At 65.4% G+C, this 13,078-nt stretch carries 12 protein-coding genes and 1 pseudogene; 9 read left to right on the plus strand and 4 right to left on the minus strand.

Features of this window, described 5'->3' with window-relative positions; translation table 11 throughout:
- The 4 genes and pseudogenes from KPL81_RS19600 to KPL81_RS19615 all read right to left on the minus strand — a co-directional run.
- Positions 1 to 121, minus strand: a pseudogene (locus KPL81_RS19600) (electron transfer flavoprotein subunit beta/FixA family protein); the annotation flags it as partial.
- 99 nt (positions 122 to 220) lie between these two features.
- Entirely contained in the window at positions 221 to 1,600 is a 1,380-nt protein-coding gene (locus KPL81_RS19605) for a hypothetical protein (RefSeq protein WP_219793638.1), read from the minus strand.
- 115 nt (positions 1,601 to 1,715) lie between these two features.
- Positions 1,716 to 3,317, minus strand: a complete 1,602-nt coding sequence (locus KPL81_RS19610) for a class I adenylate-forming enzyme family protein (protein WP_219793569.1) — start codon at positions 3,315 to 3,317, stop codon at positions 1,716 to 1,718.
- Positions 3,317 to 4,468 carry an acyl-CoA dehydrogenase family protein gene (locus KPL81_RS19615; RefSeq protein ID WP_209478424.1) on the minus strand — a complete coding sequence of 384 codons (1,152 nt, stop codon included), beginning with the start codon at positions 4,466 to 4,468 and terminating at the stop codon, positions 3,317 to 3,319. The genes KPL81_RS19610 and KPL81_RS19615 overlap by 1 nt, the downstream gene beginning before the upstream one ends.
- Positions 4,469 to 4,668: 200 nt before the next feature.
- Between KPL81_RS19615 and KPL81_RS19620 the strand changes: the two genes are divergently transcribed.
- From KPL81_RS19620 to KPL81_RS19660, 9 genes are all read left to right on the plus strand, one after another.
- Positions 4,669 to 6,198 (plus strand): 3-hydroxyacyl-CoA dehydrogenase, encoded by a 1,530-nt coding sequence (locus KPL81_RS19620; RefSeq protein WP_219793570.1) that lies wholly within the window; start codon positions 4,669 to 4,671, stop codon positions 6,196 to 6,198.
- Positions 6,199 to 6,223: 25 nt separating this feature from the next.
- Positions 6,224 to 7,432: a 3-oxoadipyl-CoA thiolase gene (locus tag KPL81_RS19625; protein ID WP_219793571.1), complete on the plus strand. Its 1,209-nt coding sequence runs from the start codon at positions 6,224 to 6,226 to the stop codon at positions 7,430 to 7,432.
- A 90-nt stretch (positions 7,433 to 7,522) separates the two neighbouring features.
- Complete coding sequence (locus KPL81_RS19630) at positions 7,523 to 8,338, plus strand: IclR family transcriptional regulator (RefSeq protein WP_219793572.1); 816 nt, start codon at positions 7,523 to 7,525, stop codon at positions 8,336 to 8,338.
- A gap of 82 nt (positions 8,339 to 8,420) precedes the next feature.
- Complete coding sequence (locus tag KPL81_RS19635) at positions 8,421 to 9,542, plus strand: MlaE family ABC transporter permease (protein WP_219793573.1); 1,122 nt, start codon at positions 8,421 to 8,423, stop codon at positions 9,540 to 9,542.
- Positions 9,539 to 10,345: an ABC transporter ATP-binding protein gene (locus tag KPL81_RS19640; RefSeq protein WP_338035646.1), complete on the plus strand. Its 807-nt coding sequence runs from the start codon at positions 9,539 to 9,541 to the stop codon at positions 10,343 to 10,345. Before KPL81_RS19635 ends, KPL81_RS19640 begins: the two co-directional genes overlap by 4 nt.
- Entirely contained in the window at positions 10,345 to 11,283 is a 939-nt protein-coding gene (locus tag KPL81_RS19645) for an MlaD family protein (RefSeq protein ID WP_219793574.1), read from the plus strand. The genes KPL81_RS19640 and KPL81_RS19645 overlap by 1 nt, the downstream gene beginning before the upstream one ends.
- A complete protein-coding gene (locus tag KPL81_RS19650; RefSeq protein WP_219793575.1) occupies positions 11,280 to 11,894 on the plus strand; it encodes an ABC-type transport auxiliary lipoprotein family protein in 615 nt (204 codons plus the stop codon). The genes KPL81_RS19645 and KPL81_RS19650 overlap by 4 nt, the downstream gene beginning before the upstream one ends.
- 111 nt (positions 11,895 to 12,005) lie before the next feature.
- On the plus strand, positions 12,006 to 12,695 hold the full coding sequence (gene csiR / locus KPL81_RS19655; RefSeq protein WP_209478437.1) for a DNA-binding transcriptional regulator CsiR: 690 nt from the start codon (positions 12,006 to 12,008) through the stop codon (positions 12,693 to 12,695).
- Positions 12,696 to 12,834: 139 nt separating this feature from the next.
- A complete protein-coding gene (locus KPL81_RS19660; RefSeq protein ID WP_209478439.1) occupies positions 12,835 to 13,056 on the plus strand; it encodes a hypothetical protein in 222 nt (73 codons plus the stop codon).
- The last annotated feature ends 22 nt before the right edge of the window (positions 13,057 to 13,078 follow it).

Consider the following 13,078-nt stretch of genomic DNA (forward strand, 5'->3'; position numbering starts at 1 on the left):
TCTCGCAGAAGGGGTTCATGGCCATCTTGACGTTGGTGAGATCGACGTCGGAGTGATCCGCCTTGACGCGGATCTTGACGTTGTAGTCGATGACGCGTTTGACCGCGACGAGTACTTTCATGGGCTCTCTCCCGATTCACGTCCATCGGCCTGGCGGGCAGACCGAGCTGAATTTCCGCATAGCGGAGTCACATAGTAGTGAGGTCAAGCCTCGGGCACCTTACCAAGGCGCAAATAGGAACCAACCGGACAGCAGCGGAATGCAGGCCAACAGGAAACGTGCATTCCAACGGTAGCCGATGCGGGTCGAGGCGACACCGCTGAAGCGCGACAGGATTAGCATCGATGCCGTCATCGGCGAGGACATCAGCGCCAGCGCCCAACCCACCATCAGTGACGCACCGAGCAGCGCCGGCGTCAGGCCCGCGATGTCGAGCTCCGGCAACAGGCCGACCAGCAGGGTGACGGTAATGATGGGATTGACCCCGACCTGGGCCAGGCCCATCACCAGCAGCATCGCCAGCACGGCGCTGGCGGCGCCCAGCGGCGCAAAGAGAGTCGTGAGCGGACCGAGGCTTGTCACCGGCACCAGCGCAACGCATAGATGACCGAGATAGCCCGCGGCACCAAGCACGACGATCTCATTGGCACTCGGCGCCAGCAGCCAGGGCAACTGACGTCGCAGCGTGGCGAGCGCCGCCGGCACCCCCAGTTGGCCCAGGCGGCGGCGCTGCCAGGCGAGCCAGGCAAAGGCTCCCAATGGCGCCCCCAGCAGAGCGGCAATCGGCAAGCGCAAGCCCAAAACCCAAGCGAGCAGGAAGACCAGCGAGACGATGCCCAGCAGCAGCAGGCAGAACTGTCCCAGCGGGGCCAACGAGGGAGCCGGCTGTGCCGATGGCTGCGTAACGGGGTGCGGGCCGGTGACATGGTCGACACCCCAGCCGACCAGGAAGATGACCAGTGAGGCCCCGATCACATAGGGGGCCAGATCGAGCCAGCGCAGCTCGGGCAGATTGGAGAGCACGACCGCCACCCCGATCCCCATGGGCGAGATCAGCGGCGCCAGTGAGAAGCCGCGCAGCAAGGCCAGCAACATCCGCCGCTGGCGTGCCCGACGAACCCAGGCACGGCCCCGGGCCGCGGCAAGGGTATTGCTCTTTTCTATCATGCCGGCGAACAGGTTGAGCACGCCAATGTTCAGGATGATGCCGAACAGCGCCGAGCCGGTGGAGAGGATCGGATAGCGGCGGCCGGGAGGCTGCAATAACATCGCCCCACCGCAGCGACGGACCAGCCGTGAGCGATAGGCCGGCAGGCGCAGCAGGCTCAATGCCACCACGAAGGTGGCAAAGAAGGCAAAGCGCCCCGCCGCCTCGAACAACAACCGGCCCGGCGTCTCGGTGCGCCATAGCACGACCAAAGTCAACAAGCCGGCGACCAGCAGCAGCCCATACGCCATGGAGGAGAAGTTTCCCTTCAGGGTTATCAGGTAGCCCACCAGGGCGAACACGCCAAGCGCTTGCAACGGCGGGCTGCCGATGACGAGATGACACAGCGTGGTCAGCATGACCACCACCAGCAGGCCGGTACGCCACCGCATCCATGTCACTCGACCACTCCCTCCGGCGACTCGCTGCCGCTGCGGCGGCGAAAGGCGCCTTCGCCCATGGTGAGCAGTTCGAGATAGCCCATCGCCGACGGGTGCGGGAGCTCGCTCATGCATTGCCCTCGCGACTGGCCAGGTCGCGCAGACGACCCTTGAGGATCTTGCCGCTGGCCGTGGCCGGCAGTACGTCCATCAGTACCAGCTGTGTCGGGCGCTTGTACGGAGCCAGACGCTCGGCAATGAATTCGCGCAACGCCGCCTCGCTGACAGTCGAAGCGGGCTCGCACTGGATAAATGCCACGACTTCCTCGTTACCCTCTACCTGGCGACCCACCACCGCCGAGAGGGTGACATCGGGATGCTCGTTGATCACCGCCTCGACGTCGGGCGGATAGATATTGAAGCCGGAGCGGATGATCAGCTCCTTGCTACGGCCGACGATGTAGAGCTGATCGTCCTCGTCGAAGCGGGCGATGTCACCGGTATTGAGCCAGCCCTCCTCGGTGAGGCAGGCACGCGTGGCGGCCGGCTGGCGAAAGTAGCCTTTCATCACGTTGGGGCCGCGCACCCAGAGTTCACCGGCCCCCATATGGTTGGGCTCATTTTCACCGCCCTCATCCAGCGCTTCGAGGCGATACTCCAGCAGCGGCAGCACGCGCCCCACGGTATTGTTGTCGAAGCAGTCGTCGATGCGGGTCTGGCTGATGGTCGGGCTCGCCTCGGTGAGCCCGTAACCGTTGTGCAGCGTGAGACCGAACAATGCCTGCACGCGGCGCTTGAGATCGCCGTCGAGCGGCGAGCCGCCAGCGGAGATGTAGCGCAACTCGGGCGCCACGAGCGGGCGCCGTTCGCGTCGCAGAAATTCCAGGGTGCGTGCGAACATGGCCGGCACACCTTGAAGTACGGTGATGCGCTCCTGCTCCAATGCCTCGAGCATGGCGGCGGCTTCGAAGCGTGGCACGGTATAGAGGCAGGCTCCGTTATAGAGCGAGCCCATGCACACCGACGACAGGCCGAACACATGGGACATCGGCAGCACGCCATAGACTCGTTCGCCGGGTCCCAGGTGGCGCATGCCGCCCGAGAGCGATGCAATATAAAGGATGCCGCGGTGGGTCAGCATGACGCCCTTGGGTGTGCCGGTGGTGCCCGAGGTATAAATCATCGCCGCGACTTGATCGGCACCGCTGGCTGCCACCGGTTCAGGCTCCACCTCGACCTGCGCCGACAGCCTCAGCCGACCCAGAGAGGGGTGGTCATATATCTCGGCGCCATGCCGGAGCCCGTGCGCATCGGCGTCCGGTGATGCCTCGCTGGTATAAAACACCCGGCGCGGCTGGCAATTGTCGCGGATGGCATCGATCTCGGGGGCCGAGAGACGCGAGTTGACGATGGCCACCCAGACATTGCTTTCACTGGCCGCGAGCAGCAGTGCGACCAGCGCCCGACTGTTTTCGCTCACGGTCATGATGCGGTCCCCGGGTCGCACTCCCAAGGCGTCGAGCCACTCGGCTGCGGCACGGATCTCGCGACCCAGTTCGGCATAGCTCCAACGCACCTCACCGTCGACCAGCGCCGGCATGCCCGCCAGGCAGTCTGCGTTGTGCAGCACCCGGGAGCTCAGCCGCTCGGGCAGCTCGGCCACCAGCTCGCTTGCCAGGCGGCCGAAGATCGTCTCGTCCGGTGCCCGGCGCGTCAGCGAAAGCGTCATCAGCTCACCTCCCGCACCATGTTGCGGGCGATCACCAGTTGCTGGATCTGAGTGGTGCCCTCGTAAATGCGGAACAACCGTACGTCGCGGTAAAAGCGTTCCACCGCGTATTCCGCGATGTAGCCGGCACCACCGTGCACCTGTACCGCGCGGTCGGCGACGCGCCCCACCATTTCGGCGCAGAACAGCTTGCAGCACGACGCCAGCGTAGAGACGTTCTCGCCGGCATCCTTGCGCCGTGCAGCATCGAGCACCATGCAGCGGCCGGCATAGGCCTCGGTCTTGCTGTCGGCAAGCATGGCCTGGACCAACTGATGGTCGGCCAACGGCATGCCGAACTGCTTGCGTTCGATGGCGTAGTTCAGTGACTCCTCGACCAGGCGCTCGGCCACGCCCACGCAGACCGCCGAAATGTGCAGGCGCCCGCGGTCGAGGACCTTCATCGCAGTCTTGAAGCCCTGCCCTTCACGGCCGCCGATGATGTTTTCGGCTGGCACCCGACAGTCCTCGAAGATGATGTCGCAGGTGTGAGCTCCCTTCTGCCCCATTTTCTTGTCGGCAGGACCGCGCTTGAGACCCGGGGTGTCGCCCTCGACGATGAACGCCGTGATGCCACCGGCTCCCTTGTTGCTCGGGTCGGTTCGCGCCATCACGGTGAAGATGTCGGCCTCGGGGCCGTTGGTGATGAAACGCTTAGTGCCGTTGAGTACGTAGTGGTCGCCGTCGCGTACCGCCGTGGTGCGCAAGCTGGCGGCATCGGAGCCGGAGTCGGGCTCGGTGAGGCAGAAGGAACTGAGCAGCTCACCGGTGGCAAGGCGTGGCACGTACCGCGCTTTCTGTTCAGGCGTACCGTCGATCAGGATCCCCTGGGCACCGATGCCGTTGTTGGTGCCGAACACCGAACGGAAGGCCGGCGAGGTCTTGCCGATTTCCATCGCCACCAGTGCCTCCTCCTCCATTGTCAGCCCCAAGCCACCGAACTCCTCGGGTATCGACAGACCGAACAGGCCCATCTCCTTCATTTCCTCCAGCAGCTCGGGCGGAACGGCGTCCTCCTCCGCAAGGCGGGCCTCGTTGGGTATCAAGCGCTCGCGCACGAAGCGGGAAATGGTGTCGATGAGCTGATCGAGCAGTTCAGGATCGCGAATCATGGCATGTCCTCACGAAATAACCGGCTGATCTGGCCGAGAGGCCTTGAAATGTCAGGCTTCATCTGCCCATATTTCGCATAGCAGAATGAAGGACCACTTTTCATTGTCAGGCACTGTTGCATAGCCTAGGATGGCAGTCAATAAAACGAAATTATGTTTTGCTATGCGAAATTACAAATACCGCCAGAGAGGACCTCATCATGTCGCACGGCACCTCGCCGCCCCGCACTAGCTTCCACATACTCGGTATCGTCGGCACCGGCGCCATGGGGCGTGGCATCGCGCAGATTGCCGCCCAGGCCGGCTTGACCGTCTACCTTCACGATTTGCGCGCAGGTGCCGTCGACGAGGCGCGCGATTTCATCGCCGGCATGTGGCAGCGCGGCGTGCACAAGCAACGACTCAGTGAAGCCGATGCCGAGCGCTATCGGGCCAGCCTGAAGGAGGCTGCCTCGCTCACCGACTTGGCCGAGTGCGACATCGTCGTCGAAGCCATCGTCGAGAAACTCGAAGCCAAACAATCCCTGTTCACCGAACTCGAAAAGATTCTCGGCGACCAGGCTGTGCTGGCCACCAACACCTCGTCACTCTCAGTGACCGCCATCGCATCGGCGTGTCGCCGTCCTGAGCGCGTGATCGGCTTCCACTTCTTCAATCCCGTACCGCTAATGAAGATCGTCGAGGTCATCCCCGGGCTGCGCACCTCCGCTCACGTCGCCGATGATGTAGAGGCACTCGGCCGCGCCATGGGCCATTTCACCGCGCGCACCACCGATACGCCGGGCTTCTTGGTCAACCATGCCGGCCGCGCCTATGGCACCGAGGCGCTGCGTATCCTAGGTGAAAGCGTGGCCGACCCCGCCACCATCGACCGCATCATGGTCGACCAGGGCGGGTTTCGCATGGGGCCGTTCGCGCTGCTCGACCTTACCGGGCTCGACGTGTCCCATGCGGTGATGGAGTCGATCTATCACCAGTACTACGAGGAGCCGCGCTTCCGCCCGTCGCCGATTACCCGTCAGCGACTGACTGCCGGCCTGCTGGGGCGCAAGAGCGGCGAGGGTTTCTACCGTTACGTCGACGGCAAGCCTCAAGTCGACGAGACGCCCCTGCCGCCAGCGTCCGAACCGCGCCCGGTATGGGTCGCGGCGGATGAAGCGGAAGCACACCAGGCGCTCACCTCGCTGGTGAACAATGCCGGCTGGCCATTGGAAAGTGGCGCAGCGCCATCCTCCGAGGCCCTCTGCCTGGTTGCGCCATTGGGTGAGGATGCCAGCGCCTGCGCACTGCGGCTGGGCGTGCCGGCCGAACGCTGCGTTGCCGTGGATCTCCTGGCAGGCCTCGACAAGCGTCGCTCGTTGATGACCACGCCCGCCACCCGTGACGAGTACCGTGATGCCGCCATGACCCTGCTCGGTCACGACGGAACACCGGTCAGTGCCTTGCATGACAGCAATGGTTTCGTGTTGCAGCGGGTGGTGGCCTGCATTGTCAACGTCGGCAGCGAGATCGCCCAGCAGGGTGTGGCCGCCCCCCAAACCATCGACCGCGCCGTAGAACTGGGGCTGGGCTACCCCCATGGGCCATTGGCCATGGGTGACCATTACGGCAGCCGACGAATACTCGCCATTCTCGACAACATGCTGGCCGCCACCGGCGATCCGCGCTATCGCGCCAGTCCGTGGCTGCGTCGACGCGCTACTCTCGGCCTGCCGTTGACCAACGCCTGAGCCTTTCGCTCAACAGGAGATCATCATGCGAGACGCCTATATCTATGACGGACTACGCACGCCCTTCGGCCGCCATGGCGGCAGCCTGGCCGCGGTCCGCCCCGATGACCTGCTCGGTTACGTGCTCAAGGCCCTTGTGGAACGCAACGGCTTCGCGCCCGAGGCTTACGAAGAAGTCCTTGCCGGCTGCACCAACCAGGCGGGTGAAGACTCGCGCAACGTGGCGCGCCACGCGGGGCTGCTGGCTGGGTTGCCGGTCGAGGTGGCGGCGCAGACGGTCAACCGGCTGTGCGGTAGCGGCCTGGCGACTGTAATGGACGCCGCCCGCGCCACGCGCCTGGGCGAAGGCGAACTTTTCCTGGCCGGCGGCGTGGAGTCGATGTCCCGCGCACCCTATGTCCTGGGCAAGGCGGAGTCGCCCTTCGCCCGCAATCAGCCGTTGTTCGACACCGTGATCGGTTCGCGCTTCCCCAACCCCTGGATAGCCCGCGAGTACGGCAGCCACAGCATGCCGGAGACCGCCGACAACGTGGCCCACGACCTCGACATTGGCCGCGAGGCCGGCGACGCTTTCGCCGCCCGCTCCCAGGCGCGATACGCCGAAGCCCAGGCACGCGGGTTCTATGACGATGAACTGCTCGCCATCGAGGTGCCCCAGGGCCGCAAGCAGCCGCCGTTGAAGGTGGAACGCGACGAACACCCGCGTCCGGGTACCGACACCGACAAGCTGGCCCGGCTGGGGCCGCTGTTCGAAGGCGGCGTGGTCACCGCGGGCAACGCATCCGGACTCAACGACGGCGCGGCGGCGTTGATCGTCGGCAGCCGGGCAGCGGGTGAGCGCGCCGGCATCGCCCCGCGGGCGCGTATCGTGGCCAGCGCCGTGGCCGGCATACCGCCCCGGGTGATGGGTCTGGGTCCGGTCCCGGCCAGCCGCAAGGCGCTGGAGCGCGCGGGACTCTCGCTCGACCAGATGGACGTCATCGAAATCAACGAGGCGTTCGCCGTACAGGTACTGGGCTGTATCAAGCAGTTGGGCATCGACGCCGAGGACGAGCGCCTCAACGCCAACGGCGGCGCCATTGCCATCGGCCATCCGCTCGGCGCTTCCGGCGCGCGGCTGGCACTGACGGCGCTGCGCCAGTTGGAGGCCAAGGGCGGCCGCTACGCCCTGGTCACCATGTGCATCGGGGTCGGCCAAGGCATCGCCTGCATCATCGAGCGCCTGGACAGCTAGCCGACCTCGCACCTCGGGCCGTTGTCGCCAGCGGACCTGGCCCGGGGCGATATGCGATACTCCCCCTACGATCTCGCGACAGGGAAACTCATGAACAAACCAGCCCCAGTGGAAGACGAGCAGACCGCGCCGGCCAAGGACCGCAATTTCGTCACCGCCCTGGCCCGTGGCCTCGAGTTGCTGCGCGCCTTCGGCACCGGCGAGGAGTACCTGGGCAACGCCGAGCTGTCCAGCCGTACCGGCATACCGCGTCCAACCGTTTCACGCCTGACCTACACCCTGACCCAGCTAGGCTACCTGCGTCACAACACCCGATTGGAGAAATACCGCCTGGGGCCCGGGATCCTGGCACTGGGCTACCGTTTCCTGGCCAACCAGGGCATTCGCGAGATCGCTCGCCCCTTCATGCAGCAGTTCGCCGAGGCCACGGACTGCAACGTCAGCCTGGGGGCAGCCGACAAGAACGACATGGTCTACATCGAGAGCTGCCATGGCAGCGGCCCGTTGATCGTGCGCCTCGACGTGGGCTCGCGCTTGCCGATGGCGACCACGGCGATCGGCCGCGCCTGGCTCTGCGGCCTGCCGGAGTCGCGCCGCGAGGCAATCCTGGCCGAACTCGCAAGGGAGCACGGCAGCGATTGGCCAACGCTCGAGAAAGGCTTCAGGCGCAGCCAGGAGGAGTACGCCCGCTACGGCTTCTGCCTCTCGGAAGGCGACTGGCAGTCGCAGATCAGCGCCGTCGCCACGCCACTGATTCTCGAGGATGGGGCCGAAGTGATGGCGATCAACTGCGGCGGTGCCGCCCATCGCCTGAGTCATTCGATCATGGTCGACAACCTTGGCCCACGACTCAACGAAGTGGCCAGGCGCATCCTCGGTGAATTGCAGCACGGCAATGGCAGATAGGTCGTCGCTCGCTGTCGCCTACCGGTGTATGACGATATAGTGATGGCGAGATACCCTCATTTTCAGGGATAGACCACCCGCCATGCCCGACAACGTTTCCCGTCCCGGCAGGCTGGAGCAGGATGCTCATCGCCTGAGCGCCATCGGCGACTGGACGCTGCCGCACTATGCCAGTCTGCGTGACGCCGTGGCCAGGGTGCACGAGGCCGAATCGATCGACCTGGAGCGCCTCGGCGAGCTCGACACCTCCGGCGCCGCCCTGCTGGTCGACCTGCTGGGCCCCGACACCGTACGCGACGTCGACCGGTGGGCACCGAACCTGCCGGCCGAACGCCAGGCCTTGCTGAGGGCAGTGGCCGACGCCTCCCGCTCGCCCCTGTTCGCACCGCCCTCCCCGGGTGGCGGTCCATTGGCGGCCTTGGCCGCGCTGGGGCAAACCGTAGAGCGACTCGCCCGCCAACAGCGACAGCTCATTGCCTTCATCGGCCTCACGCTCAGCACGCTACTGGTCACGCTGCTCACACCCTGGCGCTGGCGAATCACTTCGCTGGTGGCCCATGTCGAGCAGACCGGACTCAACGCCATTCCCATCGTCGCCCTGCTGACCTTTCTCGTCGGTGCGGTGGTGGCGTTCCTGGGGGCCACGGTACTGCGCGACTTCGGCGCCACCATCTATACGGTCAACCTGGTGACCTACTCTTTCCTGCGCGAATTCGGCGTGCTGCTCGCCGCCATCCTGCTGGCAGGCCGTACCGCCAGTGCCTTTACCGCCCAGATCGGCTCGATGAAAGCCAACGAGGAGATCGACGCGTTGCGTGCCCAGGGGCTCGACCCCATCGAACTGCTGGTACTACCGCGGGTACTGGCGATGACGATCAGCCTGCCTATCCTGACCCTGGTCGGCATGCTCAGCGGCATGCTGGGCGGCGCCCTGGTCTGTGCCCTGGCGCTGGATATATCACCCACCCAGTTCCTCAACATCCTGCAGCGCGACATCCCGCTGCGGCATTTCCTGGTGGGCATGGTCAAGGCCCCGCTGTTCGCCTTCCTGGTCGCCGTGATCGGCTGCCTGGAGGGCTTCAAGGCCAAGGCCAGCGCCCAGTCGGTGGGTGAACACACCACCTCCAGCGTGGTGCAGTCGATCTTCATGGTGATCCTGCTCGATGCACTGGCCGCGCTGTACTTCATGGAGATGGGCTGGTGAGCGAGAGGGGCGAGGCTATCGTCGAGATCCGCGGGCTGGTCAATCGCTTTGGCCAGCATGTGGTGCATCACGGCCTGGACCTTGACATTCGCCGCGGCGAGATACTCGGCGTGGTCGGCGGCTCCGGTACCGGCAAGTCGGTACTACTGCGCAGTATCGTCGGCCTCAAGCGGCCCGACGGCGGCACCGTTCGCGTCTTCGGCGAGGAGCTCGAGCGCCTGTCTTCCGCCCGCCGGGCCCGGGTCGAACGCCGCTTCGGCGTGCTGTTCCAGCGCGGCGCCCTGTTCTCTTCGCTCAATCTGCAGGAGAATGTCGCCTTGCCGCTGATCGAACACGCCGGCCTGTCGCGGGCCGACGCCGAGCGCCTCGCCCGGGTCAAGCTGGCACTGGCCGGGCTGCCGCCAGACGCCGCACGGCTCAACCCGGCGGAGCTCTCCGGCGGCATGATCAAGCGCGCCGCGCTCGCCCGCGCCCTGGCCCTCGATCCCGAAGTGCTGTTTCTCGACGAGCCCACCGCCGGCCTCGACCCGATCGGTGCCGCCGCCTTCGACCGCCTGCTCCTGACGTTGCGCGACGCCCTGGGCTTCAGCGTCTTTCTGGTCACGCACGATCTCGATACGCTGTACTCGAGCTGCGACCGGGTGGCGGTCATCGCCGACAAGCGCATTCTCGTCGCCGCCCCCCTGGCTGAGGTGGAGGGCACCGACGACCCCTGGATTCGCGACTATTTCCACGGCCCCAGGGGCCGCGCCGCCAGCCAGGCGGCACGACACCATTCGTCACCCAACGGGGAGGAACGCTGATGGAGACCCGCGCGCACCATGTCGTGATCGGCCTGTTCGTCGTGCTGGCGGCCGTCGGCGGCCTGCTGTTCGCGCTTTGGCTCAACCAGAGCACGCGCGACCAGGCCTATACCCAATATGAAGTTCTCTTCAACCACGGAGTCAGCGGCCTGTCGGAAGGCAACGCCGTTGAGTACAGCGGCGTGCGGGTCGGTGATGTGGTCAACCTGCGCCTCGATTCCGCCGACCCTCGCAACGTACTGGCCCTGATCCGCGTGCAGAGCCAGGTCCCCATTCGCCAGGACACGCGCGCAAGGCTCGCCCTGGCCAATATCACCGGCAGCATGTCCATCCAGTTGCAGGGAGGAACGCCCGAGAGCCCGCTGCTGATCACCCGTGGAGACACGCCGCCGCGCATCACCGCCGACCAATCGCCACTCAGCGCCATGTTCAGCGACAGTGAGGAACTACTGGGCAACGTCAATCGCGTGCTGACGCGACTGGAAGACGTGCTGTCGGAGGAGAACGTGGCCAGCATCGAACGGACGCTGGCCAACCTGGAGCGCACCACGGCGCAGTTCGCGGCCCTCGGTGACGCTCCGGGCCGGCTGGCCGAGCGCATGCTCGAGGTTTCCGAGCAAGCCGCGCGCGCACTCGCCGAGTTACGTGCCCTGGCCGGTCGCACGGGGGGACTCGTCCAGGGGCAAGCGGAAGAAGTGCTGGGCAATGCCCGCCAGATCACCGGCAGCCTGGCCCGTGCGGCTCAAAGTCTCGAGTCACTGCTGGAGGACAACCAGGGCGCACTGGAAAGCGGCCTGCGTGGCGTGCAGGGTCTGGGGCCGGCCACGCTCGAATTGCGCAACACCCTCTCCTCGCTCAATCGTCTGGTGCGCCGCCTGGAGGAGAACCCACGCGACTTCCTGCTGGGACGCGATCGCATCGAGGAGTTCACACCATGACCCAGCGAGCCCTGTCGCTGCTGCTCCTGACGATGGCGTTTGCACTGCCCGGCTGCAACCTGGTCACGGAGCGCACGCCCGTCACGCTGTACGAGCTGCCCGCCCAGGCGCTCGACCCCGCTCCCGTGCAGAGCACGCAGAGTCGCGCGACCCTGCGCCTCGCCATGCCGCATGCCAGCGGCCTGCTCGACGGCTCGCGCATACTCGTCGTACCAGAGCCCAATCAGCCACGGGCCTACGAAGGCGCTCGCTGGGCCGATGACATGCCGCACCTGATTCGGAATCGCCTTCTCGATGCTTTTCTGGACGACGGTCGTATCACAAACCTGGTCCACGCGGAGAGCATGGTGTCGGCTGACCTGGAACTGCTCAGCGACCTGCGCTCCTTTCACAGCGAGTACCGCAACGACCTGCCCGAAGCCACCCTGCGCCTCGACGCCAGGCTGATCGATACCCGCTCACAGCGACTCGTGGCCACTCAGCGCTTCGTTCAGCGGCAGAATGCGAAAAGCGAAGCCATCCCCGACGTGGTCGATGCCTTCGGTATGGCCGCGGACAGGCTGGCTCGCGAACTGGTCGACTGGACCGCTACACAAATGGCGCACCGTTGAGCGACGCCCAGCGACTGCATCGAATATAGATACTTGGTATAAATGTCGCGCGGTTACCGGCAACGGTAGCGTTTGGTTATCATGCTCGGCAAATGCAAGGGAACAACGCCAATGACGATGGATACGCCACGCCAGAACCTGGGTATCAGCGCCTACAGCTGGCTCAAGCACGACATCATTCGCGGTGTGTTCCTACCCGGTGAGAAGCTGTTGATGAGCCGGCTCAAGGAGCGCTATGGGTTGGGTATCGGACCGCTGCGCGAAGCCCTCTCCCAACTGGTCGCCGAACGCCTGGTCGTGGCCATCAGCCAGCGTGGCTACCGGGTCGCCCCCATGTCGCTGGCCGAGCTCAACGACCTCTACGACGCCCGCGCCCAGCTCGAGGGACTGATGCTCAAGCTGGCCATCGAGCGCGGGGATGACGGCTGGGAAGCCGACATCCTGGCCAAGGCACACACCCTGTCGAAGGTGATGGAAGTAAACTCCCCCGACGAGCTGCTGGATGTCTGGGACACCCGCCACAAGGCCTTCCATACGGCGATCGTGAGCGGCTGCCGCTCGCCGCACCTGCTGCAGGTACGCGACAGCCTGTTCGATCAGGTCGAGCGCTACCGCCACCTGTGGCTGCGCGAAACGGTATTCTCCGAGGAAGCGCTGGAGCGCAAACGCCAGGAACACGCAGCGCTGGTCGAAGTGATACTCGAACGCCAGGCCGCACGCGCCGCCGACATGATGCGCGAACACCTGATGACGCCGGTGCCGATCATCACCGAGGTGATGACCCGTCGGGGTCTGGCCTGAAATTCGGCCATCGCGCCCTGCGTCACCAAGCTGTCATGCCTCTGCCCCAGAATGGGAGATGACACGCCGAACGCATCGGCTATGTTGAGAGTAAATCCAGCGCAACGGCCAGCTCGCACAGGGCCAGGGGGAGGTAAGCATGCCACATCTGCTGCGGTTTTCCCGCGACATCGAATCGCGCCTCGAGAGGCTCGCCCAGCGTACCGGGAAGAGCAAGGGAGAGCTGATCGAGCGCTGCCTTGCCGTGGGCATGCATGACCTGGAATCCCAGCTGTTGCTGGAGGAGGCCGTCAGCGCCCCGCTAACCATTGACGGTCCCGCGCTCGACCAATTGTTGCGTGAGAGCGGCCTGGGCGCCTGAGCGTCCCGCTTGAGCTGTATCA

This window comes from Billgrantia antri (assembly GCF_019430905.1).
Taxonomy (GTDB): Bacteria; Pseudomonadota; Gammaproteobacteria; order Pseudomonadales; family Halomonadaceae; genus Halomonas; species Halomonas antri.

Coding starts and splice junctions, on each gene's coding strand:
- KPL81_RS19605 (WP_219793638.1), bottom strand. CDS start 1,600: ATGCGGTGGCGTACCGGCCTGCTGGTGGTGGTCATGCTGACCACGCTG.
- KPL81_RS19610 (WP_219793569.1), bottom strand. CDS start 3,317: ATGACGCTTTCGCTGACGCGCCGGGCACCGGACGAGACGATCTTCGGC.
- KPL81_RS19615 (WP_209478424.1), bottom strand. CDS start 4,468: ATGATTCGCGATCCTGAACTGCTCGATCAGCTCATCGACACCATTTCC.
- KPL81_RS19620 (WP_219793570.1), top strand. CDS start 4,669: ATGTCGCACGGCACCTCGCCGCCCCGCACTAGCTTCCACATACTCGGT.
- KPL81_RS19625 (WP_219793571.1), top strand. CDS start 6,224: ATGCGAGACGCCTATATCTATGACGGACTACGCACGCCCTTCGGCCGC.
- KPL81_RS19630 (WP_219793572.1), top strand. CDS start 7,523: ATGAACAAACCAGCCCCAGTGGAAGACGAGCAGACCGCGCCGGCCAAG.
- KPL81_RS19635 (WP_219793573.1), top strand. CDS start 8,421: ATGCCCGACAACGTTTCCCGTCCCGGCAGGCTGGAGCAGGATGCTCAT.
- KPL81_RS19645 (WP_219793574.1), top strand. CDS start 10,345: ATGGAGACCCGCGCGCACCATGTCGTGATCGGCCTGTTCGTCGTGCTG.
- KPL81_RS19650 (WP_219793575.1), top strand. CDS start 11,280: ATGACCCAGCGAGCCCTGTCGCTGCTGCTCCTGACGATGGCGTTTGCA.
- csiR (WP_209478437.1), top strand. CDS start 12,006: ATGACGATGGATACGCCACGCCAGAACCTGGGTATCAGCGCCTACAGC.
- KPL81_RS19660 (WP_209478439.1), top strand. CDS start 12,835: ATGCCACATCTGCTGCGGTTTTCCCGCGACATCGAATCGCGCCTCGAG.